20 protein-coding genes and 1 pseudogene are annotated in these 24,838 nt (G+C 66.3%); 9 read left to right on the top strand and 12 right to left on the bottom strand.

What is annotated here, in order from left to right:
* Positions 1–324: pseudogene (locus BRAO375_RS24695) on the top strand (hypothetical protein); the annotation flags it as partial.
* Between the two features lie 25 nt (positions 325–349).
* On the opposite strand, the gene BRAO375_RS24690 reads toward BRAO375_RS24695, so the two are convergent.
* The 3 genes from BRAO375_RS24690 to BRAO375_RS24680 form a co-directional block, all read right to left on the bottom strand.
* On the bottom strand, positions 350–892 hold the full coding sequence (locus BRAO375_RS24690) for a hypothetical protein (RefSeq protein WP_009030178.1): 543 nt from the start codon (positions 890–892) through the stop codon (positions 350–352).
* Between the two features lie 14 nt (positions 893–906).
* Positions 907–2,082: a zinc-dependent alcohol dehydrogenase gene (locus tag BRAO375_RS24685; RefSeq protein ID WP_009030177.1), complete on the bottom strand. Its 1,176-nt coding sequence runs from the start codon at positions 2,080–2,082 to the stop codon at positions 907–909.
* A 156-nt stretch (positions 2,083–2,238) separates the two neighbouring features.
* Positions 2,239–2,622: a hypothetical protein gene (locus tag BRAO375_RS24680; protein WP_009030176.1), complete on the bottom strand. Its 384-nt coding sequence runs from the start codon at positions 2,620–2,622 to the stop codon at positions 2,239–2,241.
* A 327-nt stretch (positions 2,623–2,949) separates the two neighbouring features.
* On the opposite strand from BRAO375_RS24680, the gene BRAO375_RS24675 reads away from it, so the two are divergent.
* Entirely contained in the window at positions 2,950–4,248 is a 1,299-nt protein-coding gene (locus tag BRAO375_RS24675; protein WP_009030175.1) for a TadE/TadG family type IV pilus assembly protein, read from the top strand.
* Positions 4,249–4,263: 15 nt separating this feature from the next.
* Here the strand turns inward: BRAO375_RS24675 and mdoH are convergent, their stop codons facing one another.
* Together mdoH and BRAO375_RS24665 are read right to left on the bottom strand one after the other, a co-directional pair.
* On the bottom strand, positions 4,264–6,381 hold the full coding sequence (gene mdoH / locus BRAO375_RS24670; protein ID WP_009030174.1) for a glucans biosynthesis glucosyltransferase MdoH: 2,118 nt from the start codon (positions 6,379–6,381) through the stop codon (positions 4,264–4,266).
* Positions 6,378–7,880, bottom strand: coding sequence for a glucan biosynthesis protein G (locus BRAO375_RS24665; protein ID WP_009030173.1), 1,503 nt, complete (start codon positions 7,878–7,880; stop codon positions 6,378–6,380). Before BRAO375_RS24665 ends, mdoH begins: the two co-directional genes overlap by 4 nt.
* A 566-nt stretch (positions 7,881–8,446) precedes the next feature.
* On the opposite strand from BRAO375_RS24665, the gene arsA reads away from it, so the two are divergent.
* The gene (arsA, locus tag BRAO375_RS24660) at positions 8,447–10,234 is read left to right on the top strand and encodes an arsenical pump-driving ATPase (RefSeq protein WP_009030172.1); all 1,788 of its coding nucleotides are present in this window, start codon (positions 8,447–8,449) and stop codon (positions 10,232–10,234) included.
* Between the two features lie 983 nt (positions 10,235–11,217).
* Here the strand turns inward: arsA and BRAO375_RS24655 are convergent.
* The gene (locus BRAO375_RS24655) at positions 11,218–12,663 is read right to left on the bottom strand and encodes a helix-turn-helix domain-containing protein (RefSeq protein ID WP_009030171.1); all 1,446 of its coding nucleotides are present in this window, start codon (positions 12,661–12,663) and stop codon (positions 11,218–11,220) included.
* Positions 12,664–12,858: 195 nt separating this feature from the next.
* On the opposite strand from BRAO375_RS24655, the gene BRAO375_RS24650 reads away from it, so the two are divergent.
* Positions 12,859–13,065: a DUF4170 domain-containing protein gene (locus BRAO375_RS24650; protein WP_006612464.1), complete on the top strand. Its 207-nt coding sequence runs from the start codon at positions 12,859–12,861 to the stop codon at positions 13,063–13,065.
* 243 nt (positions 13,066–13,308) lie between these two features.
* A complete protein-coding gene (locus BRAO375_RS24645; protein ID WP_035641967.1) occupies positions 13,309–13,860 on the top strand; it encodes a hypothetical protein in 552 nt (183 codons plus the stop codon).
* A gap of 8 nt (positions 13,861–13,868) precedes the next feature.
* Here BRAO375_RS24645 and BRAO375_RS24640 read toward each other — a convergent pair whose 3' ends face one another.
* Complete coding sequence (locus tag BRAO375_RS24640) at positions 13,869–14,753, bottom strand: metallophosphoesterase family protein (protein ID WP_009030169.1); 885 nt, start codon at positions 14,751–14,753, stop codon at positions 13,869–13,871.
* A gap of 76 nt (positions 14,754–14,829) precedes the next feature.
* Between BRAO375_RS24640 and BRAO375_RS24635 the strand changes: the two genes are divergently transcribed.
* The 4 genes from BRAO375_RS24635 to BRAO375_RS24620 all read left to right on the top strand — a co-directional run bounded on the left by BRAO375_RS24635 (position 14,830) and on the right by BRAO375_RS24620 (position 18,250).
* Positions 14,830–15,393, top strand: coding sequence for an NUDIX domain-containing protein (locus BRAO375_RS24635; protein ID WP_244423277.1), 564 nt, complete (start codon positions 14,830–14,832; stop codon positions 15,391–15,393).
* A gap of 48 nt (positions 15,394–15,441) precedes the next feature.
* Positions 15,442–16,374 carry a glycosyltransferase family 2 protein gene (locus BRAO375_RS24630; protein ID WP_009030167.1) on the top strand — a complete coding sequence of 311 codons (933 nt, stop codon included), beginning with the start codon at positions 15,442–15,444 and terminating at the stop codon, positions 16,372–16,374.
* Between the two features lie 94 nt (positions 16,375–16,468).
* Complete coding sequence (locus BRAO375_RS24625) at positions 16,469–17,641, top strand: M20 aminoacylase family protein (protein WP_009030166.1); 1,173 nt, start codon at positions 16,469–16,471, stop codon at positions 17,639–17,641.
* Between the two features lie 96 nt (positions 17,642–17,737).
* Positions 17,738–18,250, top strand: a complete 513-nt coding sequence (locus BRAO375_RS24620; protein ID WP_009030165.1) for a GNAT family N-acetyltransferase — start codon at positions 17,738–17,740, stop codon at positions 18,248–18,250.
* A 138-nt stretch (positions 18,251–18,388) separates the two neighbouring features.
* Here BRAO375_RS24620 and BRAO375_RS24615 read toward each other — a convergent pair whose 3' ends face one another.
* The 5 genes from BRAO375_RS24615 to BRAO375_RS24600 form a co-directional block, all read right to left on the bottom strand.
* Entirely contained in the window at positions 18,389–20,713 is a 2,325-nt protein-coding gene (locus tag BRAO375_RS24615; RefSeq protein ID WP_035641962.1) for a TonB-dependent receptor, read from the bottom strand.
* Between the two features lie 162 nt (positions 20,714–20,875).
* Complete coding sequence (locus BRAO375_RS24610) at positions 20,876–21,247, bottom strand: DUF2946 family protein (RefSeq protein WP_009030163.1); 372 nt, start codon at positions 21,245–21,247, stop codon at positions 20,876–20,878.
* Positions 21,248–21,433: 186 nt separating this feature from the next.
* Complete coding sequence (locus tag BRAO375_RS24605; protein WP_009030162.1) at positions 21,434–23,497, bottom strand: membrane protein; 2,064 nt, start codon at positions 23,495–23,497, stop codon at positions 21,434–21,436.
* Positions 23,494–23,634, bottom strand: a complete 141-nt coding sequence (locus BRAO375_RS38200; protein WP_175345360.1) for a hypothetical protein — start codon at positions 23,632–23,634, stop codon at positions 23,494–23,496. The genes BRAO375_RS24605 and BRAO375_RS38200 overlap by 4 nt, the downstream gene beginning before the upstream one ends.
* A gap of 5 nt (positions 23,635–23,639) precedes the next feature.
* Positions 23,640–24,838: DUF4159 domain-containing protein (locus BRAO375_RS24600; protein ID WP_035641959.1), on the bottom strand; the 1,199-nt coding region annotated here is incomplete at its 5' end.

Below are 24,838 nucleotides of genomic sequence, written 5' to 3'. Positions count from 1 at the left end.
TTGCGCGTGCCGGAAGGTCCCGCCGACCATCGTCTCGTCGCCGTGCTGCTGGTGCGTCCCAACGTGCAGAGCCTCAGCGATCTCAGCGGCAAGGTGATCGCCATCGACGAGCGCTACGCCAAGTCCAATGCCAAGATCACCGCGGCGATGAACGCGGCCGGCGCCTCCGAGGTGCTTCTGCTGGAAGGGCAGGCGACCGCGATCACACGTCTGAGCAGCGGCGAGGTGAACGCCGCCGTCGTGGCGCTGGCCTCACCGGAAGCTGCCGAGGCATTCCCGAAGATCGCGGGCTTCCGCCTGTTCTCGGTGACGCTCAAGCCCTGACGCTGGCCGCTGCCGCCTCGACCTGTCAGGTCGTGGCGGTGCTGCGCGTCGGGCGCGGCAGCGCCGCGACGCCCTTGGCGGCGGTGATTCCCTTCGGGAAGCCGCTGCGATCGGTGTAGAGCCGCTTGCGGCCGCGTCGCGGATCGTGCTGTGCCTTCAAGTCCTGCGCGCACATGTAGTCCAGCGCGGTGATGCCGCCGACCATGACCATCGCCGCCAGCACGGTGCCCGCGCGCGGATTGCTCGGCCTGAGCTCACTGGCCAGTGTCACCATGTCGAGGCCATCACCGGCCACGCGGCTCATGAGGCCGGCCCGCTTCTCCACCGACAGCGTCATCACGCCGGCGAACAGCTCGCGCAGACCGTAGGCGCGCACCAGGCCTTCGCGTCCTTCCATGCCAAGCGCATTCGTGACCCGATGCGGCGCCAGCAGCTCAAGCGTGCCGAGCGCGATCGAGAACCAGCCGAGACCACGCGCCAGCCGGTCGGCCGATGTCAGCGAGCTCGGGCCGGTCGAGATGATCTTCGGATCGCCCTTGGATCTGACGAGATTGGAAAAATGAAACATGCTGTGCGTTTCCCTTAAGGCTTCAACACGACCTTGACGCAGCTGTCCTGCTTGTCGCGGAACGCGCGATACATCTCGGGCCCCTGCGACAACGGCACGGTGTGGGTGATCACGAAGGACGGATCGATCTGGCCGTCGGCGATGCGCTGCTTGAGATCGTCGGTCCAGCGGTTGACGTGGGTCTGGCCGGTCCTGATCGTCAGCCCCTTGTTCATCAGCGCGCCCATCGGCACCATGTCGGAGAAGCCCGAGTAGACGCCGGGGATCGAGACGATGCCGCCTGGCCGGCACACATAGATGATTTCGCGCAGCGCGTGCGGCCGGTCGTTCTCGAGCATGAACATCTGCTTGGCGCGATCGAGCACGCTGTCCGGCTGCGCCATGCTGATATGGCTCTCGAAGCCGACGCAGTCGATGCACTTCTCCGGGCCCTTGTTGTCGGTCAGCTCGTTGAGCCTTTCGACGACGCTCTCCTTGTCGAAATTGATGGTGATCGCGCCGCCGGCCTCGGCCATCGCCAGCCGCTCCGGGATGCGGTCGATCGCGACCACCTGCTTGGCGCCGAGCAGGATGGCGCTGCGGATCGCCATCTGGCCGACCGGCCCGCAGCCCCACACCGCGACCGTGTCGTCCGGCTCGATGTCGCATTGCGCCGCGCCTTGCCACCCCGTCGGGAAGATGTCGCTGAGGAACAGCGCCTGCTCGTCGGTCATGCCGTCGGGCACCTTGATATGGGTGGCGTCGGCATAGGGCACGCGCAGATATTCAGCCTGGCCGCCCGGATAGCCGCCGGTCAGATGGGTATAGCCGAACAGACCCGCCGTGGTGTGGCCGAAGACCTTCTCAGCCAGGTGCTTGTTGCGGTTGGTGGTCTCGCAGACCGAGAAATTGCCGCGCTTGCACTGCTCGCATTCGCCGCAGATGATCGTGAAGGGCACGACGATGCGGTCGCCCTTCTTGAGCTTGCCGTTGACGCCGGAGCCGACCTCGACGACCTCGCCCATGGTCTCGTGCCCCATGATGTCGCCGGGCATCATCGCGGGGATGTAGTTGTGGAACAGATGCAGGTCCGAGCCGCAGATCGCGCAGCTCGTCACCCTGATGATCGCGTCGCGCGCGTGCTCGATCTCGGGGTCGCTGACCGTGTCGCAGCGGATGTCCTCTTTGCCATGCCAGACCAGCGCCTTCATTCCCATCTCCGCGTCCAAAAGACTCTCGGAGCAAGTCGGGGGCGCGGCGATGGTTGCTATCAAAGGCTGAATTTTCGGGCCGCCAGTCCGCGCCAGGGCGGACCGGCGCCGCGGCACGAAAGGGCAGAGGCAGGCCGCTCAGGCACGAGAGGCGACTCAGGCCTTGGACTTCGCGGCCTTCTTCGGCGCGGCCTTTGCGGCCTTCTTGGCCGCCTTGCCGCCGGCCGGCTTGGCCGTCGCAGCTTCGGCCTTCTTCTCCGGCGGCGGCTTCGGCAATTCCGCCGCGGCGGCCTGGCGCATGGCGCGGGCATAGCTGTCGGCGACGTTGTCGGCCGAGATCAGGAGCCGGCGGGCGGCGGCATTGGCCTGCTCGACCGATTCGCGGGCGAGCATCTTGAAGCGCTCCTTGGCGTCCTTGTCCTTGGCCTTCGTGGCCAGGCCGTTGAAGCGGTCCTTCCGCTTCTTCGCCGCCGCCAGGATCGCCTTGTTCTGCTGCTTGGCCAGTTGCCGGATCACGGCATCAAGATCGGCATCCGCCATCGTCGTCCCCGAAAACCCCTCAAGAATCAGCGCCCCCCGGGCGCCGCAAAGCGCGCGGACTATGCTATCCGCGCCGCCACTTTGCAATCGGGGTATCGGAGGAGGGCAGCCGGGCCCGGCAGCCGCGCGTCCCGGTTCGCAAGGTCGTTGCCGTCCGGTCGACGGTGCCGGGCATGAAGTCATGCACCGAAGAAAGAAAGGTGCGTCGGCACCGCTTACGACAATCAGAAACACGATGTAACCGAGTCTCTGCATTCGTATCAATTCCAATGCAACTGTTGGTCAGCAACATGCCTGCAAACGGACCTTGCTTGTTGGAGTTTGCCCGTGCGGGCCGCACATCGGTACTTCAGTCTTCTGTCGCGGTTCCATCGCGACGACAGCGGTAATATCGCGATCATCTTCGCGCTCGCCTTGCTGCCGATCCTGACCTTCGTCGGCTCGGCCATCGACTACTCGATGGCGGTGCGGGCCAAGGCCAAGCTGTCGGCCTCGATCGACGCCGCGCTGCTGGCCGCTACCGGCTATACCGCGATGCGCGGCAGCACCTCGGATGCCAAGACCGCGGCGACCAACATGTTCAACGGACAGATGGCCGCGCACAATCTGTCGGCGAACTCGCTGAGCATCGACATCAACGACAGCGTCAGCGCGCGGACCGTGACTGGCACCGCGACGGTGGTCGTCAAGACCGCCTTCATGTACATGTTCGGCTATCCGACGATGACCGTGTCGGCGTCGTCGTCGGCCTCGGCCTCGTTCCCGACCTACATGGACTTCTACGTCGTGCTCGACAACTCGCCGTCGCAGGGACTCGGCGCGACCACGGCGGACATGACGACGCTGCAGAACGCGACGTCGGACAAATGCGCCTTCGCCTGCCACGACACCTACACGTCGAGCTCGAAGAAGACGCTGCAGACCAATAGCTACTATTCGATCGCCAAGAAGAAGGGCGTGACGATGCGGATCGACGTGGTTCGCTCGGCGACGCAGTCGATGACGGACACCGCGACGGCGAGCCAGGTCGTCAGCAATCAGTATCGCATGGCGGTCTACAGCATGGGCAGTGACTGCGGTTCGGTGGGACTGAGCACGATCGCCAGCCTGTCGTCGAGCATGTCCTCGGTGAAGTCGTCGATCGGCTCGCTCGACCTGATGACCATTCCCTACAGCGGCTACAATAACGACATGTGCACCGATTTCGACGGCATCCTGGCCGCAGCCGACAAGGCGATCCCGGCCCAGGGGGACGGCTCGCAATCCAATCCGCAGAAATGGCTGTTCTTCGTCTCCGACGGTGTCGCCGACTATTATTATCCGTCAACCTGCAGCAAGACGACCGTTTCCGGCGGCCGCTGCCAGGAGCCGCTGAACACCGCGACCTGCACGTCGCTGAAGGCCCGCGGCATCAAGATCGCGGTGCTCTACACCACCTATCTCGCGATCACCAACAACAGCTGGTACACGACCTATATCGCGCCGTGGCGGTCGTCGATCGGCGACATCATGAAATCCTGCGCCAGCCCCGGCTACTACTACGAGGTCGACTCCAGTGGCAGCATCGGCTCGGCGCTGAACGCGCTGTTCCAGCAGGCGATCGCCTCGGCGCACCTGACGAAGTAGGCAGGCTGCGCGGCGCTAACCCGGCAGCGTCGCGACCTGCTCCAGAGTTGCGCCGTCGTTGAGCACGGCCAGCGTCTCGCGGCGGGACAGGAAACCGGCCGCTTGTGCAAACGTTTCGGCGTCGGCGATGCGCGCTCTGGCCGTGGCCAGGTCGACGTCGATGTCGCCCGGCGCGCGCCGCCGCGGCGGCGGCAGCGATCTGACGTGCTCCCGGCGAAGCTCGGCGTTCTGGCGCAGCTCGGCCAGCGCCGGGCCGCACGGGGGTGGCGGCGCGTTCGCCAGCTCCCGGGCTCGGACCAGCACGCGCGGCGGCATACGGTCCTCGGGCGTCGTGAACAGCCGCGCAAGCCCGCCGCGGCCCGCGGTGAGCAGCCCGATCGGAATCGCGAGCACGAGGCCGGCGATCACCGGCGACATCCAAGCCAGCAGCGGCAGCGAGACCGCAGTGGCGCTCGCCGCCATGACCAGGCCGCACGCCGTCGGCAGCGCAAATTTTCGAACGATCTCCTTGCGGCTGACGCCGCCGTCGCTGCGCCGCTGCACCTGCCAGCCGGCGTCGCGGCCGAGCAGGATCTCGATCACCGCCACCGACTGGAAGATCATCATCGACGGCGCGATCAGCGCCGCCAGCACCGTCTCGGCCAGCACGGCGGCGCAGAGCCGCAAGCCGCCGCCGAAGCCGTGGCGGCGCTCCGACGTCAGCAGCGTTGCGACGCAGGCCAGCAGCTTGGGCACGAACAACAGGCCGAGAGTCGCGCCAAACACCTGTGCAGCGAGAACCGGGTCCTGCGCCGGCCACGATGGGAAAAGCGCGAACCCCTTCGGGAAGTATTCCGGCCGGACGAAATTAGCCTGCAGCGAGATCAGGATGCCGAGCACGAGGAAGGCGAGCCAGAGCGGCGCGGTGACGTAGGCGCCGATGCCGATCAGAAGATGCAGCCGCGACACCCAGTGCAGACCGCGCGCCGGCAGCACCGCGAGATGCTGCAGATTGCCCTGGCACCAGCGTCGGTCGCGCGCGGCATAGTCGATCAGCGACGGCGGCACCTCCTCGTAGCTGCCGCCGAGATCGACCGTCATGTAGATCCCCCAGCCGGCGCGGCGCATCAGCGCAGCCTCGATGAAATCATGGCTGAGGATATGCCCGCCGAACGGCTTGCGGCCTGATAGCTCGGGCAGGGCGGCATCCTGTGCAAAGGCTTCAACGCGGATGATCGCGTTGTGGCCCCAGTAATTGCCCTCGGCGCCGTACCACCAGGCGTTGCCCGACGCGATGATGGGGCCGTAGAGCCGGCCGGCGAACTGCTGCAGCCGCGCGAACAGGCTGGTGCCGTTGACGATGACCGGAAGCGTCTGGATCAGCGCGGCCTGCGGCGCCTGCTCCATCGCATGCGCGAGCCGCACGATGGTCTCGCCGCTCATCAGGCTGTCGGCATCGAGGATGATCATGTGATCATAGGCCGCGCCGAACCGCCGCACCCATTCGGCGATGTTGCCGGACTTGCGCGCGACATTGTCGGCGCGATGCCGATAGTAGATGCGATGCGGCCCGCACGCGTCGCGCAGCGAAAGATAAGCGGCTTCCTCGCCGATCCAGATGTCGGGATCGGTGGTGTCGCTGAGCAGGAACCAGTCGAATTGCGCGGCCGCACCGGTCTCGGCGATCGAGTCGATCATGGCGCGCAGCCGCACCATGACCGCATCGGGGTCCTCGTTGTAGGTCGGCAGCAGCATCGCCGTGCGCGTCGAGAGCGCGGGCAGGGGGCCGGCGCGGTCGATCGCGATGGTCTCGCGCGGCCGTAGCAGCATCACGCCAAAGCCGGCCAGCGCGGTGACGAAGGCGAACGAGATCCAGGCGACCAGGATGCCGAACAGCGCCAGCACCAGGCCTTCCAGCACGGTCACGCCGCCGACCTCGACGACCTCGTACATCTTGACGCAGCCAGCCAGGGTCAGCGCAGCCGTGCCGGCCAGCACCAGGCCGCGGCGCAGGGCGACGCTCGCGCCGCTGCCGATCGCGCGCCGTGGAGAGGCGGCCTGAGAGAGAGGTGACGGCACCATCTCCCGCGGGGCCTCGGCGGGAAGGAAATCCGCGGCTGGCCGCTCATCCGGGCGCCGCAGCCTAGCGCTCATGGCGTCCATCGATAGATCCAGGTTTCCGACACCAGCTTGTCGCTGGCGAACAACTCCGCTCGCAGCTCCACGGGAGCGTCTTTGGCCGCGCATTGGAAGCTGAGGCGCCATCCACCGGTTTCCGGGTTGGGCTGGGCGACCACGTTGCTGACCTCCGCCTTGTCGGTGCTGACCACGCCCTTGACCGTCGCGGGATCGAGGCCCTTTAACGCATCACCCGCGAGCTCGAGCACGAACAGCCGTCCCTCGCCCAGTGCGGCAACGCCGCTGCGCGTGAAGCGCGCCAGCGCATGCGGCTTCGGCATGTCCGGGCCCCAATGCAGGCGATAGGTCATGTTGTGCTCGCCCTTGGCCGCGAGCGGCGTCTTCGGCCGCCAGAACGCGGCGATGTTGTCGTGAATCTCCTGCTTGGTCGGAATCTCGAACAGCACCACGGCGCCTTCGCCCCAGTCGCCGATCGGCTCGATCCACAGGCTCGGCCGCTTCTCGAAATGCGACTCCAGATCCTGATAGGCGGCAAACTGCCGCTCGCGCTGCATCAAGCCGAAGCCGCGCGGGTTGAGATCGTTGAACACGCTGACTTGCAGGTCGCGCGGATTGCTGAGCGGCCGCCACAGCTGCTCGCCCTTGCCGTTGAACATCGCGAGCCCGTCCGAATCGTGCACGGCCGGACGGAAGTCGTCGCTGTCGCTGCGGTCGTTCGGCCCGAACAAGAACATGCTGGTCATCGGCGCCAGCCCGGAGTGAGCGATCTCGACGCGCGGATACAGCGAAGCCTCGACGTCGAACACCGTGGTGTCACCGGGGCGGATGGTGAAGCGGTAGGAGCCGGTGGCGCTCTTGCTGTCCAGTAGCGCATGCACCACCATCGCCGTCGCGCCGGCGACCGGCTTTTCCAGCCAGAACGCCTTGAACACCGGAAACTCCTCGCCCTTTGCTTCGCCGGTGTCGATCGACAGCCCGCGTGCCGACAGGCCGTAGATCTCGCCCTTGGCCACAGCACGAAAATAGCTCGCGCCGAGAAAGACGCAGACCTCGTCATAGTAGTCGGGCCGGTTCATCGGCGTGTGAATGCGGAAGCCCGCGAAGCCGAGATCGGCCGCGGGGAAGGCCGGCACCTGCGGCCCGAACGCGAAATCCTCAGGCCGATAGGCCACCGGCTTGGCCTGTCCGTCCGCCACCTCGTAGACGTCGACGCGATCCTTGTAGATGAAGCCGCGATGAAAGAACTGCGCCTGGAACGGCAGCTTGTCGTCGCGCCACAGCGCATGCTCCGGCAGAAACCGGATCGAGCGATAGGCGTCATAGTCGAGCTTCGCCAGCGCATCCGGCAGCTTGTCGTCCGGCGCGGCATACGGCTTCGCGGCGAGCGCACGCGCGAGATCGCGCACCGTGGCCGCACTGAAGGGCTGCGCCGCAGGCGCGGCCGATGCACCCCGCGCCAAGGATGCGGCGACCGGGATCGCAGCCGCAGATTGAATGAACTGACGGCGATTCAACTTATTCTCGCTTTGCGATGTGGAACTGCGGAGCAACATTTCTGGAGCCTTGCGGTTCCATCGTAAGAAGCCGAAGGAGTCGCCCGGCGATCACTCCGGCGCGTGCAGATCATGTGCGCGCCGTTCTGAACGCAGCCTGAGCGACGGTCGCGAGGCAACGCGGAGCCGAGACGTGAATTGTTCGACCTGCTCACGCCCGCCACGACAATTTCGCTTCTCGTGTCTTACGCCGGAAGGCGTGGGGCGGCATCCGAAGGCCGGCCTACCGGTCTTCCACGTCGCGAGATCGCGCATAGCGGCTGCGACAATGCCGACGCTGGTTGCTCCCGCACCACGATTATTGATCCATCGCAACAAGGCGTCCGGCCGGGGCTCTACCAATCGATTGATCTGCGGCAACCGATCCTGGCACGAAAAAGAGGATGGCTGGTCACCGAAAAGGGACGGCGGAGTCGGTTAGGCACTCCGGGTCAGGTTCGTGCACGGAATCGAACGAAGGCCGACGAGAGTGGTCGTAGTGAGTCTCGGGTCGGCAATGCCGCACAAATCACTTGGAAGGGATTTGAATGCTTCGATTGCGCGCGCTGAACGCTCCGACGCCATTTCTCTTTTTCACCGGCAAGGGCGGCGTGGGCAAGACGTCGCTCGCTTGTGCGACCGCGCTGGCTCTCGCCGACCGTGGCTTGCGTGTCCTCCTCGTCAGCACCGATCCTGCGTCGAATCTCGACGAGATGTTGGAGGTTGAGCTAAGCGACAGTCCGGTGCCGGTGCCGAACGCGGCAGGACTGTTCGCGATGAACATCGACCCCGAAGCCGCAGCCGAGAGCTACCGGGCGCGCGTGCTCGACCAGCTCGAACCCACGGCGACTGATCAGGAGAGATCGACGATACGCGAGCAGCTTTCGGGCGCTTGCACCACCGAGATTGCCGCGTTCGACGAGTTCGTCGGATTGCTGGACGGCGACAGGGCGGGCTACGACCACATCATCTTCGATACCGCGCCGACCGGCCATACCTTGCGCCTCCTGAGCCTGCCGAAGGCATGGACCGGCTTCCTGGAGGACAACGACCGGGGGGCGTCCTGCCTCGGACCACATTCCGGTTTGAAGATGCAGGAGGAGCGTTTTCGACAAGCGTTGCAGGCGCTGGGCGATCCCAGGCGAACGACCGTCGTTTTAGTGACCCGCGCCGACCGCAGCGCGATCCGGGAGGCGGCGAGAACGTCGAGCGAGCTCCATGCGCTCAATCTCTCCAACCAGACGCTGGCGGTGAATGGACGCTTTCACGCCACTGACCCTGCCGACGCGGTCGCAGTCGCACTTGCGCGCGAGCAGGACGAGGCTCTCGGCTCGATGCCGGAAGCGCTGCGAAAGCTGCCCCGTGACGAAATTCCCTTGTTGGGATTCGATATCGTGGGGCTTGCGGCGCTGAGAGCGGTGTTGTCGTCGTCCAATCCACGGCTTTCGACCGGCGACCAAATTGTCGTGTCCGTCGACATGCAGGGCCTTGACCGCCTGATCGACGAGATTGCCCAGGGCAAGAGCGGTCTCATCATGATCATGGGCAAAGGCGGCGTCGGAAAGACGACGGTTGCCGCGGCCGTCGCTGTCGGCCTTGCGAAGCGCGGACATGCCGTCCACCTCAGTACCACCGATCCAGCGGCCCACGTCACGGATGTCGTCAGTGGCGCGATGCCGGGGCTTACGGTCGACCGGATCGATCCTCGGCGCGAGACCGAGCGCTATGTTGCAAAGATCCTGGCGAGCCGTGGCCGTGACCTGGACGATCAGGGCAAGGCTCTGCTGCTTGAGGATCTGGCTTCGCCCTGCACGGAGGAAGTCGCCGTTTTCCATGCCTTCTCGCACATCGTTGCGGAGGCCCGGAGCGCCTTTGTGGTGCTCGATACGGCGCCGACCGGTCATACCCTGCTCCTGCTCGACGCAACCGGAGCGTATCATCGTCAGATGACGAGCCAATTGGCGCCAAGCGGCGCCGGGCGTCTGATTACGCCACTGATGCGGTTGCAGGACTCCAGCTACACGAGGGTGATACTGGTGACCCTGCCGGAGACGACACCGGTTTCTGAGGCGGCCGCGCTCCAGGAGGACTTGCGGCGCGCGGACATCGAGCCGTTCGGCTGGGTCATCAACAAATGCCTCGTCGCTTCCGGAACGCGCGATCCCCTGTTGCAGGCGCGGATTGCGCGAGAGCGGACTCAGATCGCTCGTGTGCAGGCGGGCTTGGCCAAGCGCGCCTTCATCCTGGGGTGGCGCAGCGAGCCTCCTGTCGGCATCGAGGAGCTGGAGAAGTTATCGATGCCGAGTTCTCTACAGGATCACATTTGCATCGCTTGATTGCAGCGCATGCTAGATCGGGAGCCTGGCCTGTTGCAGACGTTGCGCCTTGGCGACGGCGAAGATCCCGTCAGCCCGTCGGGCAAATCGGCCGCTCAGACTTGGTGGATTTGCAGCGCGCGCTACCCTCCCAGGGCTTGTGGAACTGTTATTCTGTGTGCGCTGATGGACTGATTTCGCCAGCCAGTTCAGCTGGATCACACGTGTCCAGTCCCATGGGCGAAAATATTCCTGTTTCCATTTTTCAGAATTTGATGTTCACTCCCCCTTGTCCCGCCTCGATCTGAGGGGCGTATCGCGGTCGTCACGAGCGTTGGTGCGGGACGCGATGGGCGTGTTGGATCGCAGCGCGAGCAATCGTGCCGACGAACGGTCCGATGCGCACGGCCAAGCCGTGTGGTCCTGATCTCCCGGTGCCGAGATCAAGTTCGCGCCGAGGATGGCGTTGATGACAGGGTCAATCAGCCGGTCCCTGGGGAGAGCACGGAGTAAGCCGTAAAGCCGTCGCGCAGGGAAGGCCGGGATGTCCCAGCCGAACCTGTGGTTCCTGCCCCGTGCATTTTCTCACGCACGGGGGCCATGGGGGCGGCGTGCTCCCGGTCTTCCCTGCGCCCTCTGTGTTCGAGGAGGGCGAACGACCAGCAAAGCTCGGGCGCAAATGCGCCGCGAGGAGGTGCCTGCATGTCTCTCCGCACCAAATATCCGCGCTTCACATGTCTCAGCGTCACGTGTGTCCGCGTTGGTGCGTTGTTTTCTCCGCGTCATTGCGAGCGAAGCGAAGCAATCCAGGGCTCCGCAAGTCACTCTGGATTGCTTCGCTTCGCTCGCAATGACGTGGATAGGGCGGTGCTAAAAACCCGGTGTCATTCCGGGGCGCGCGTAGCGCGAGCCCGGAATCGATCGGGCCGCATGCGTTGTCGCGAAATGGATTCCGGGTTCGCGCTTTCGCGCGCCCCGGAATGACGGATGAGAGAGCAATGGCCTCACAACTCCCGCGCATTGCTGAACGCGAACGAGCTGACGCGGCGCGTCGTCTCGTCCAGGATCAGCGTGCGCGTGATCGGCGGCTCGGCGCGCTGGGCGCAGTTTTCGCGCTCGCAGAGCCTACAGTTGACGCCAATGGGCGTGCCCTCCGCCGTCTCCAGGTCCATGCCGGCGGCGTAGACGAGGCGCGAGGCATGCCTGATCTCGCAGCCCAGGCCGATGGCGAAGCGCGGCTGCGGCAGCGGGTGCGGCGCCACCGGACGGCGCACCATCTGGGCGATCGAGAAATAGCGCGAGCCGTCGGGCAGCTCGATGATCTGCTTCAACAGCCGGTCCGGCGTGTCGAAGGTCGAATGCACGTTCCACAGCGGACAGGTGCCGCCGAACTTCGAGAACGGGAAAGTGCCCGATGAGAAGCGCTTGGAGACGTTGCCGGCATTGTCGACGCGCAGCATGAAGAAGGGAATGCCGCGCGCGTTCGGGCGCGACAAGGTGGTGAGACGGTGACAGACCTGCTCGAAGCCGGTGCCGAAGCGCTGCGCCAGCACGTTGATGTCGTAGCTCAGTGCCTCGGCGGCGGCGAGAAACGGCGCGTAGGGCATCATCACGGCGGCGGCGTAGTAGCTCGCCAGCGTCATGCGATAGAGCCGGCGCGAGGTGTCGTCGAGCGCGCCGGCGCGGCCGATGATGATCTCGAACTGCGGCAGGCACTCGGCCATGCCGAGCTGGACCGCGAGCTGGAAGGTGCGGCCGGGGCCGTCGACCAGTTCGGAGATCAGGAGCTGCCGCCGATGGCGGTCGTAGCGGCGCAAGGTCTCGCGCATCACGTCGACCGGCATCACCCGGGTCTGCACCGAATGCTTTTCGCGCAGCCGAGCGGCCAGCGCGGCATAGAGCCCCTCGGCGGGCACGTCCAGCGCGTCGCGCAAGGCTTCGGCCTGCTGCTCGAGCTCGGCGAAGTAGTTGCGGTTGGCCTCGATCAGGTCGCGCACGCGCTCGATCGGGTTGGCCTCGAAATGGCCGCCGGCATTGCGGTCGGCCATCTGCGCCGCCACCAGCGTCTCACCGCGGCGCGCCTCGGCGTAAGCTGCGTACAGCCGCTGCAGCGCGTGGGTGACGCCGGGGCAGAGCTCGGCGAGATCGCGCAGCTCCTGCTTCGGCAGCTCGATCTGGCGGAACAGCGGGTCGGAGAAGATCTCGTTGAGCTCGGCGAAGAAGCGGTCCTCGTCGGCGGTGGCCAGGTCGCGCAGATCGAGGTCGTAGACCTCGGCCAGCCGCAGCAGGATCTGCGCGGACACCGGCCGCTGGTTGCGCTCGATCAGGTTGACGTAGCTCGGCGAGATGCCGAGCCCCTCGGCGAGCTGGGTCTGCGACAGCCCCAATTGCTGGCGGATGCGCCGGAAGCGCGGGCCGACGAACAGCTTCTTTCCGGACTCACCGGGCATCGCGATCTCCCGCGCGCCGCGCGGCTCCTGATTTGTGACAAGATTTACAAAATGATATTTGTGACAAGTGATGATGTTACATGACATCACCATTCAAAAACAAGGCCTCTATACGAAGCTGCCGGTTTCGCGTTTATCTCTGGTCACGCAAATCGCAATGCACTGTCAAAGTTGTGACGGTTGAAGGAGGGTCTCATGACCAGCAATTTCTGGGTGATCGGCGGCGAGTTCGGCTCGATGAATTTCCACAAGCTGGTGGAAGGCTCGGCCCAGGTGAAGGGTCCGTTCAAGTCGCGCAAGGAAGCCGAGGATTGCTGGCGCGAGGTGTCCGAGGAGAACCGCCACAAGGCCGGCGTCCGCTTCTCCATCGTCGAGGAGCCGCAGCGCGCTCCGGCCGCCTGAGGCGGTCAGGCAAGGACGGCCTTGCCGGGGATCTGAATAAAGCTCGAGGAAGAGCCCAAGGACGGGGCGGTCTCAGCCGGGTCACACCGGAGGAGGCCGCCCACGTCCGTTTTGGCGTCCTTGATTATCTCACCGTGCGTATAACCCTTTGAAGACAAATGGGGTTTGCGGAATACTGGGTTACTGATAGGTTAATGGGAGAAATCCTGGCGAAACCAGGGCCGAACCGTGAAAGCGTAAGCGATGTCCGAGGCCCCCGACAGCAGCACCGAACCGCGTCCCGTGCGCCTCCGCGAGGCCTTGCGTCAGGCCCGGCTCGAAGCCGCAGACCGAACGGGGGTGGTGGTCGATTTGCGCGATGCCGAGGTGGCGAGGCTCGAGATCCTCAACGATGCGCTCGATCCGCTGTTCGCCGAGATCCCCAACCAGATCGACCTGTTCGACCGTGGCATCAGCCAGGGCGAGACGCCGCGGCTGTGGATCGACGTCGTTGCTCACGTGGTGATGGGGCGCGACAAGCGGCAGTATCGCTTCGTGCAGGACACCCGCAACGGCCGCATCGTGCTGGCCGAGTCGCACGAGACAGGCGCGATCGTGAAGGCGGTGACCGACTACGTCGCCCGCCGCATGGTCGAGCGCGAGCGCGCCTTCAGCGTCGCCCGCATGCAGGCTGCGCCGAACGCCGAGGCGCCCAGGCGGGGCCGATTCTGGCCGTTCGTGCTCGGCTTCGTGCTGGGCGCGCTCTCGCTGTTCGGCTTCGCGCTCTACGAGAGCCTGAAGCCGATCTCGTTCTGATCGCGCGATTACAGCAAACGGATCTGCCGGATCTCGCGCACGCGCCGCGCGTCGTTCACGGAGCGCACCGTCATGTCGCAACGCCAGTGATTGCCGTCCGGCGCGACGGCGAAGATATTGTAGGCGGCGGCCGGAGTGTGGCCGTGCGCGAGCGAAGAGGCGGAGGGCACGCCGACGACGGGAATCTTGCGCTCCGGCCCGTCGATCCAGATCGTCGAATGCACGTGATCGTGGCCGTGCAAGACGAGCTCGACGCCATGGCGCGCCAGCAGCGCGATGAGCTCCCTGGAATCGGTGAGCCGCTTCATCCGGTTGGCCGAGCGCAGCGGATGATGCACCAGCAGCACGCGAAACAGCGGCTCATGCGCGATGGATTCGAGCAGTTGCTCCAAGGCCGCGAGCTGCGCGCTGCCCAGCCGGCCGGTCGCCATGAACGGCGCCGACGGCACCGCGGAGGAGAGGCTGATCAGCGCCAGCGGCCCGCGCCGGCGCAACGACGGGAAGGTCGCGGGTCCCTCAGCATCACCGCCGAAATAGGCGGCAAAGCTCTCGGCGAAGCGCAACCGCGTCGAGCGCACATAGGCGTCGTGATTGCCGGGGATCGCGGTGACCTTGTCCGGCGGGCCCACCGTCTGGAGCCAGGCCTGGGCGAGGGGAAACTCCGACTCCAGGGCGAAATTGACGAGATCGCCGGTCACTGCGATCTGGTCCGGCATCTGCGTGTGCAGATCGGAGATCAGCAGGTCGAGGATGTCGCGGCGGTGATATTTGTAGCGGTTGCGTGTCCAGTTGAGATAGCCGAGCGCCCGCTTGCCGGCGAGCTCGGACAGCCGCGGCCGGTGGACTGGCGCGAGATGCGGGTCGGACAGATGGGCGAGCGTGAAGGCGGCCATCACCGGTCCCCACGCCGATGTCGGATGCGTGCGCGCCCAGCTGTCATGTCGTGCTATCCCTCATGCTGCGGCTCTCATGGCAAGCCCGGCCTTCGAGCGCAAGAACAACCGGGGACGGTGGCATTTGACGACAACACAGCTCAGCAGGTTGCGGATCCGGTTCGAGCCGGTGCTGCGGCGCGGATTCCACCTGTATTGGCGTTTCGCCCGCGGCATGACGCTCGGCGTCCGCGGCGTCGTGCTGGATGCCGAGAACCGCGTGTTCCTGGTCCGGCATGGCTATGTCTCCGGCTGGCACCTGCCGGGCGGCGGGGTCGAGGTCGGCGAGACGTTTCTGGAGGCCTTGAGCCGGGAGCTGTTCGAGGAGGGACGGATCGCGATTGCCGGGGAGCCGGAGCTGCACGGCATCTTCCTCAACAGCCACGTCTCGCCGCGCGACCACGTCGCGGTCTTCGTTATCAAGAGGTTTACGCAGGACCGGCCGCCGGAGCCCAACCGAGAGATCGTCGAGACCGGATTCTTCGCGTTCGATGCGTTGCCGGAAGGAACCACGCTCGGCACGCTGTCCCGCCTGCGCGAGGTGCTGGATGGCGTTAAGATCATTCCCACATGGCGGCCCGAAGGCGCCGGCTCATTATGAGATTCTGCACCGAATACGGGCAATCTCCCGGCCATGGGAGACGGGTCCATGAGCTCACAACCGATGCGGATCGCCGTGCTGGTGCCCTGCTACAATGAAGAGGCGGCGGTCGCGACCGTGGTCCGCGACTTCACGCAGGCGCTGCCGACGGCGACCGTTTACGTCTACGACAACAATTCCAAGGATCGCACCATCGAGGTCGCCCGCGCGGCCGGCGCCGAGGTGCGCAGCGAGCGGCGCCAGGGCAAGGGCCACGTCGTCCGGCGCATGTTCGCCGATGTCGATGCCGACATCTACGTGCTGGTCGATGGCGATGCCACCTATGACGCGCCGAGCGCCCCTCGCATGATCGAGCGGCTCGTGAGCGAGCGGCTCGACATGGTCGTGGGGCTGCGGGTCGACCAGGAGCAGGCCGCGTATCGCATGGGGCATCGCACCGGCAACTGGATGCTGACGAGCTTCCTCGCAGAGGTGTTCGGCCAGGCCTTCAAGGACATCCTGTCCGGCTACCGCGTGTTCTCGCGCCGCTTCGTCAAATCCTTTCCCGTGCTCTCCGACGGCTTCGAGATCGAGACTGAGCTCACCGTGCATGCGCTGGAGCTGGCGCTGCCAGTCGCGGAGATCGCGACCCCGTACTACGCGCGGCCCGAAGGCTCCGTCTCCAAGCTCAACACCTGGCGCGACGGCTTCCGCATCCTCAACACCATCCTGAAACTGTACCGCTCGGAGAAGCCGCTGCGCTTCTTCACCGCGATTGGCATCTTCTTCGCGCTGGTCTCGATCGGCTTCGCGATTCCGATCTTCGTCACCTTCATCGAGACCGGCCTGGTGCCGCGGCTGCCGACGGCGGTGCTGTCGATGGGCCTGATGATCATGGCGCTGCTGTCGGCTTCGTCGGGGCTGGTTCTCGATACGGTCACGCGCGGCCGCCGCGAGATGAAGCTGCTGGCGTATCTTGCGCAGCAGCCGGTTGGAGGGTGACGTTGCGATCAGGAATGGGGCCGATCGAAGCTTGTGTCCGCGGGGCGTTCCGGCGATGGTTCGCGCCGAACCGCCCCTCAACGAGAGCCACCTCATGCCCATCCTGAACAGCATCGCCGCGCTCACCGACGACATGGCGGCGTGGCGCCACGATTTCCATGAGCATCCGGAACTGATGTACGAGGTGCATCGCACCGCCGGCATCGTCGCCGATCGGCTGCGCGAGTTCGGCTGCGACGAGGTGGTGACGGGCATTGGCCGCACCGGCGTGGTCGGCGTCATCCGCGGCCGCAAGACCGATTCGGGCCGCATCATCGGCTTGCGCGCCGACATGGATGCGCTGCCGATCGAGGAGGCCTCGGGCCTGCCCTATGCCTCGAAGACACCCGGCCTGATGCATGCCTGCGGCCATGACGGCCACACCGCGATGCTGCTCGGCGCCGCGAAACATCTTGCCGACACCCGCAATTTCGACGGCACGGCGATCGTGATCTTCCAGCCTGCCGAAGAGGGCGGCGCCGGCGGCAAGGCGATGGTCGACGACGGCCTGATGACCCGCTGGGGCATTCAGGAGGTCTACGGCCTGCACAATGCGCCCGGTGTGCCCGAGGGCGTGTTCGCGTTGCGCCCGGGCCCGATGCTGGCCTCGTCGGACCAGCTCGAGATCACCGTGCACGGCAAGGGCGGTCACGCCGGCGCCGGCGTCCACAAGGCGGTGGACAGCGTGCTGATCGCCGCACACATCATCACCGCGCTGCAGTCGATCGTCTCGCGCAACGTCGATCCGATCAAATCGGCTGTCATCTCGATCTGCATGGTCGAGGCCGGCAAGGCGATGAACGTGATCCCCGAGACGGTCGAGCTGAAGGGCACCGTGCGCACGCTCGATCCCGAGGTGCAGGACCTGGTCGAGCGCCGGATCGCGGAGGTCGCCGACGGCATCGCCCGCACCTATGGCGGCACGGCAACGACGAAGTATACGCGTCTCTATCCGATCACAATGAACCATGCGCGCGAGGCCGGCGTCGCCGCCGATGTCGCCCGCGATGTCGTCGGCGCCGAGCGCGTCGTCGACAACGCGCCGCCGCTGATGGGGGCCGAGGATTTCGCCTTCATGCTGCAGGCCCGTCCCGGCGCCTTCGTCTTCCTCGGCATGGGCGACGGCAAGGACTGCCATCATCCGGCCTATCGCTTCAACGACAACATTCTCGGCCACGGCGCGTCCTACTGGGTGCGGCTGGTCGAGAAGACGATGCCGGCGGAGTGACGCGCAGCCGGAACCCGGCGGCTCGCCGCCGGGTTCATGCGATTGGAGAGGGAGCCATGGACCGCGCCGCCCTGGGATGCTATCCCGCCACCCCACATGAGTGACCTGTCCATTACGATATCAGCCGAGAAGCCGGGCGATGCGCAAGCCATCGAGCGGCTGCATGAACGTACCTTCGGCCCCGGCCGCTTCGTGCTGAGCGCCTATCGCCTGCGCGAGCATGTCGACCATCTGCTCGAATTGTCGTTCACGGCCCATATCGGCACCCTGCTGGTCGGCTCGGTCCGGCAGCTGCCGATCTGCATCGGCGACACCAAGGCCTTGATGCTCGGGCCGCTGACGGTCGAGCCGCCGTTCCGCAAGCACGGCATCGGCCGCATGCTGATGGAGCGCTCGATCGCCGACGCGCGCACGCAAGGCCATCGTCTCATTCTGCTGGTTGGCGACGCCGCCTACTACACGCGCGTCGGCTTCAAGCCGGTGCCGAAGGGCAGGGCGACGATGCCGGGGCCAGTGGATTACAACCGGCTGCTGGTGAACGAGCTGGTCGACGGCGCCTTCGAGGGCGTCGAAGGCGCCATCCGTCCGGATTGGGACTACGCGCGCTGAAAATTCACCGTCATTGCGAGCGAAGCGAAGCAATCCAGAGTCCAGCCTACGACTGTGGATTGCTTCGTCGCTTCGCTCCTCGCAATGGCGACGTAGGGGCGCAGGTTAGTCGTCCTCTGCGCCCCACCGAGTTCTCAATCAGAACTTGAGGTTCGCAAAGATCCGCACACCGATGCCGGGCAGTAGCACCTGGTCCTTGGTGTAGGACACAGAGTTGCGGATCTTCTCGTTGAGCAGATTGTTGCCGACGAGGCCGACCAGCATCTCGCGCGCGCCGAACATGTTCGGATCGAGCTTGGTGCGATAGCTGACCTCGGCCTTCAGAAGGTTGTAGCCCGGCGTCGGCGTCTCCGCGATCGGCGCGATGTCGTTCTGCGCGAAGGCGTGCAGCAGGTTGATGCGGGTGAGCCAGTTGGCGTCGCGCCAGAACAGGCCGCCGCCGACGCGCATCGGCGGGATCCGCGGCACGTTGGTGCCATCGGGGAAGGTGGCGCGGACGACGTCGAACTGGTTCTCGATGCCCCAGATGCCGCTGCCGAGCTGGGCGACGTCGAACTGGCTCTGGAACTCGGCACCGCGGAACAGCGCGTTGCGTTGCGAGTAGACCGCCTGGTTCAGCTCCGTGCCTGTCGTGCCGCAGGAGGCAAAATCATCATCGCACATCACGCCGGTGAGCCTGCGATAGATAAAATTGCTGAACTGCGTGTAGTAGGCGGTGGCCTCGAAGCGGAACGGGCCGGTCGCCTTGCGCAGGCCGACCTCGACGGTCTTGGCGGTCTCGAGCGTGAGATTCGGATTGCCGATGTCGAACGTGGCCGTCGCGTCATGGCCGCCGCGCGAGAACAGCTCGGCTGCCTTCGGGGCACGCTCGACATATTGCGCGGTGACGCTCGCGACGAGATCGCCGGGCAGGTTCTGCAGCAGGCCGACGCTGGCGCTCTTTGGCGTGTACGACGGATTGCGCGCGATGTTCGACTGCGGCGTGCCGTCCGGCAGATAGTCGACCGGGAAATTCGGCGTCGAGCCGTTCAGCGCCACATGCTCGATGCGGCCCGCGATCTGCGCCTTGGTCGAGGGCGAGAAGGCGAGCTCGTTGAACACGTAGCCGGCGACGCGGTTGTTGGTGTTGGGTCCGAACAGGCCGTTGAACACCGAGCCGGGATTGTCCGGGCTCGGCGCATTCAGCTCCTGATGGCCGGCCTGGATGCCGTACGCCGTGGTCAGCGTCGCAAAGCGCAGATTGACGGGCATCATCTGCACCTCGACGCGAATTTCCTGCTCGCGGTTGGTAAAGGTCTGGCGCACGCCGTCGGTGGTCGGATCAGCGGGGTCGGCGAGGCCGATCTCGTTGTGCCGATAGTCGGTCGCGCCGGCCCAGAAGCGGATGGCGTCGATCGCCGCGGAGTCCGGACGGTACTCGCCCTTCGCGGTGATCTTGGTCTGGTGCGCGTCGATCCGGGTGCGGTTGTCGGCGCCGTCGATGCCGGGGATGTGGTAGAGCGCATCGGTCTGCTGGATCGCGGCGCCGATGAAGCCGCCGGAGAAGAAATAGCTGCCGCCGATCGAGGCGCCGTCGTTCTGCACGGCCGAGTTCGGCTGGCGGCCGTTCACCGGGCGGGTCTGGTCGAACAGATACGGGTAGCCCGGAATCGAATAGTCGCCGGTCTTGCGGCCATAGGCGTCGGCATGGACAGCAAAGTTGCCGCCGCCCGCATCCAGCAGCACGCCGCCCTCGACGCCGCGATCGACCGAGCTGAACGACGTGCGGGTCTCCGCGGTGACGCAGGGCGCGCTGCCCGCGGCCGGCGCGCTCGCCGGCAGGCCATAGGTCTGGAACGGCGCGGTGGAGCAGGTCGGCAGCGCGTTCGGGATCCGGTTGTTGGTGGCGCTGACGACGCCGCCGATCGAGGTCGAGCCATAGCGCAGCGCCGCAGGGCCGCGGACAACCTCGATCTGGTCGCTGGTGAGCGGATCGATCGGCACGAAATGATCCTCGCCGAGATCCGAAGCACCGCCGCCTCCGACACCGTTCTCGACGATGCCGACGCGGTTGCCGTCGAGGCCGCGGATGATCGGCCGGCTCGAAGCGCCCGGCGCGAAGCTCGACCCGGTGATGCCCGGCTTGGCGTTCAGGAGGTCGCCGAGCGTAGCGGCGCCGGAGCGGCGCAGCTCCTCGTTGGGCACCACGGTGACGGTGGCGAACTGGTCGGTGACAACAGGCAGTACACCCTGCTGCGGCGGAGGCGGCGCCGTCTGCGCCTGTTGCGCTTGGGCCGGTGCGCGCGTGCTGCTGCGAGCGACGCGTGCGGCGGGATTGGGCCGCGGCACGACCGGCTTGCGCGCGCGGATCGGGCTCGGCGCGGTCACGTTGACCTCGGGCAATTCGGTCACCGGCTTAGGATCATCAGCGCGCGCGGGCGCGCCCAAAACGCACAACAAGGCTGCGGCGCTGCAGCCCGACATCAAAGCTCTCGGCAACATTTGTCCCATTCCTGATCCTGATCAGGCGTCCCACGGTCTTGATCATCGATGGGGTGCGCCTGCCGTCGTGTTGCGACGGATCCATTCCTCCACGCTGTCGGATGCGCGTGAGCGCAGCGGTTGCAGCGTCTCGATCGGTTCAGATCAGGGGATGGGAGGGCCGCGCGGCTGGAAAGCCGTGCCGATCGCGACATCGTCGAACGATGCGGCGATCGCTTTGAGGGGACGAATCTCGACCGCCGTGGGCACGACCAGCGCAGGCGGCGGCGAGAGCAGGATCGACTGCGCCATCGCCATGACGGCGCAGATCGCGCAACCATCCGCGGCGGGCTGTTGATCCGGGTCTTGACTGGCAGGAGTGGAGCCGGTGTGCCGTTCGGCAACGGTGATGCCGCCGCCATCCACCGCCTGCCCGGCCAGCCAATGCACGTGGCCGAAGGCGAGCGCGAACTGCAGCAGCAGCGCGAACAGCGCCAGCCGCGAGCCATCCTTGATGTTCGCGCGAAACCAGCTCATGGCCAGCGTTGGCTCATGTCGATCGGCCACCCCGTTAGCTGAGAGGCTCAGCTATTGTTACAATGTAACATCGCAGGGGAGTTCGGCACCGTCAATCGGAGCGCTGAAGCAGCGGCCAGATTTGGGGCCGCTGTGCCCTTCGCGCCACGTTGCTCGTACCATGCCGTGCGAGCAAACGCCTTAGGCTCAGCGCCCCTCGCGCACCCAGGTCGCGGCGAGCGCGCCGAGCAGCAGCAACAAGCCGATCACGCCGGCGAACATCGGCAGCACGCCGACGCCCTTGACGACGCTGGCGTCGCGCATGCGGACGCCCATCCAGCCGTCGCCGTTGAAGATCGTCGACGACCTCACCGGAACGATGCGCGGCATGTCGAGGCTGGAGCCGTCGGCGATGCGGCGAGCGTCGCCGCCGCTGGCCTGCGCCAGCGGCTTCAGGGTCTCGGTGGTCGAGGTGACCTCGGAGAATTCCTTCGGATTGGTCGGGCCGACATTGATCAGCGCCTTCAAGGTGCCGTCGGTCGCCTGCCACAGGCCGAGCTCGCTGGCCGGCAGGGTGGCGCGCCATTCACCGGGATCGCCCTGGGCGAGCGTCAGCTCGCGCGTCTGGCCCGACGGCGACGTCACGGTCACCGGCGGGACGGTGTCGCCCATGGTCTGGCGGATGACGGCCAGGTCCTTGCCCTGGACCTGCAGCCGCAGCGCTTCCTCGTCGAGGTCGGGTTGCTGCATCAGCCAGTGCGAGGTGCGCCGGAGCAGATCGAGATGCGGGCCGCCGCCTTCATAGCCGCGCGCCCACAGCCAGATGTGGTCCGAGAGCAGCAGCGCAACGCGGCCGGCGCCGAAGCGCGATAGCAGCAGCAGCGGCTTGCCGTCGGCGCCGGTCATGACAGGCGGACTGACCGCGTTGCGCGTCTCCACGGTGCGGAAGAAGCGGCTCCAGCGCGGCGGCTCCGTACCTGAGCCTTCGAGCCCGCGCGTGACCGGATGGCGTTTTCCGGCATCCGACAGATGCGCATAGAACGGCTTCTCGGTGACGCCGACCGGCTCGGCCGGCAGCACCGAGTCGAGCGGCGTGCGCCAGATGCTGGTGTTCGACGCGTAGTCCGGTCCGGCCGAGACCAGCACCGCGCCGCCATTCCTGACGTAGCGTGCGATGTTGTCGAAATAGGCGATCGGCAGCACGCCCTGGCGGGCGTAGCGGTCGAAGATGATCAGCTGGAATTCGTTGATCTTCTGCTGGAACAGCTCGCGGGTCGGAAACGCGATCAGCGACAGCTCGTTGATCGGCGTGCCGTCCTGCTTCTCCGGCGGCCGGAGGATGGTGAAGTGGACGAGGTCGATGCTGGCGTCCGACTTCAACAAATTGCGCCAGGTGCGCTCGCCGGAATGCGGCTCACCCGAGACCAACAGCACGCGCAGCTTGTCGCGCACGCCATCGATCGAGACCACGGCGCGGTTGTTGACCAGGGTCAGCTCGTTGTCGAGCGGCGAGGCCTCGATCTCGACGATGTTCTGGCCTTCGTGCTTGACGTCGACGTCAATATTGGCGGCCTGGCCGCTGGTCATCGTGCGCTCGCTGATGACCTCGCCATCACGGCGGATCACCACCTTCGCGCTGGAGCCCGTGACGCCCTGATCGTCGAGCCGGAAGCTGATCGTCTGCGGCTGGCCGACGATGCCGAAGCGCGGCGCGGCGGTGATCGCGACACGGCGGTCGCGTTCCGCCTTCTGTCCGGTAATCAGGGCCTGCAGCGGCGCCTGGAAGCCGAGCGCGGCGGCATTGCCGGGGATGTCGTGGACGCGGCCGTCCGTGATCAGGAAGGCGCCGGCGACGCGGTCGACCGGGACGTCCGACAGCGCCGATGTCAGGGCGCCGAACAGATGCGTGCCGTCGGTCTCGCCGTCGGCCTGGCCGGCCTCGACCACGCGCACCTCGAGGCCCTTGATCTTCTTCAAGCTGTCGACCAGCGCCTCCTGGGCCGCCTGGGTCTGCTTCGTGCGCTCTCCGAAATTCTGGCTCGGGCTCTTGTCGACGACGACGGCGGCGACCGAGCTCAAGGGCTCGCGGTCCTCGCGGGTGAATTGCGGATTGGCGAGCGCGAGCGCGATCAGAGCCAGCGCGGTCACTCGGATCCAGGCGGAGCGCGAGCGGCCGATCAGCAGCAATGCGGCGATGACGACGATCGCGCCGATCGCGAGCCACAGCACGATCGTCGGGACCAGGGGCGTGAACGCGATGCCGTAGTTCATGAGGCAAACTCGCTGGCTTCGTCATGGCCGGACTTGTCCCGGCCATCCACGTCGTTCCGTGCGAAAGATGAGACGTGGATGCCCGGCTCAAGGCCAGGCATGACGGTGGAGGTTTTGGCGCGTTCGACGCGCGTCATGAGCGTCACTGTCCGAGCCGTTCGATCAGCGCCGGCGCGTGCACCTGGTCGGCCTTGTAGTTGCCGGTCAGCGTATACATCACGATGTTGACGCCGGCGCGGAATGCGAATTCGCGCTGCCGCTGCTCGACCGGCAGCATGTATTGGCTGTCGGGACGCAGCGCCCAGGCGCCGGCGAGATCGTTCGAGGTGATGATGATCGGCGAGACACCGTCGCCGCCGCGCGCCGGGCGTGAGGCGGTGTCCTCATCGTCCTCCTTCGGCAGCGCTTCGACCCAGGTCTGGCCTGCGGTGAAGCGGCCGGGGAAGTCGCGCAGCAGATAGAATGTCTTGGTCAGCACGTGCTCGCGCGGCACCGGCTCCAGTTCGGGCACGTCGAGCGACGACAGGATGTCGCGCAGCGACTGCATGCCCGGCGTCTGCTGGGCGCCGTTGCTGCCCGGCGGGGCCTCGATCGCATCGCGGGTGTCGAACAGCACCGTGCCGCCCTGCTTCATATAGGCGTCGATCTTGTTGATCGCGTCCTGCGGCGGCTTCGGCGCGCCCGGCACGATCGGCCAGTAGATCAGCGGGAAGAATGCGAGCTCGTCACGGGCGGGGTCGACGCCGACGGGGTCGCCAGCCTCGAGCGCGGTGCGCTGCGCCAGGAACAGCGTCAGTCCGGTGAGCCCGGCCTTGACGATCGAATCGACGTCGGCATTGCCGGTGACGACATAAGCGAGCCGCGTCTGCGACACCGCGCGCATGGCGAAATCGTCGCTGGTCGCATCGGCGCGCGCGGGCGTGGGCATGGTGACCGCTAGCAGGGCGCCGGTGGCGAGAAGGGCGATGGCGATGGCCGCCGGTGCTGCGCGCCGCCGCCGGATCAGCGCGGCCAGCCCGCCGCCGAGCAGCGCGACGATGACCGCATCGACCAGGAACAGCAGCAGCGCCGTCGACAGCAGGATGCCCCGGAGATCGCGCGGCTCCGCAGTGGTGTAGCTGGCGCGCTTGGCGCGCAGCGCTGACGTGTCGAGCTGCAGAATGCGATCGGCTGGGCTGAGCGTGTTCACTGCGGTGGGTCCCTCGGCAGGGCCATAGAAGCCGGGTGGATGATCCAGGGAGGCCCTGTCGTTGAAATCGGCCGGCAACGGCTTGGTGGTCGAAGACGGCGGACCGAAGGCGCCGAACCCGTCGAGGATGTGCAGCGGCGCGAGCGTCGCCT

Source organism: Bradyrhizobium sp. ORS 375 (genome assembly GCF_000239775.1).
Taxonomy (GTDB): Bacteria; Pseudomonadota; Alphaproteobacteria; order Rhizobiales; family Xanthobacteraceae; genus Bradyrhizobium.
Note: the sequence above shows the minus strand (reverse complement) of the source record. Positions and strands in the feature narration are given on the sequence as shown.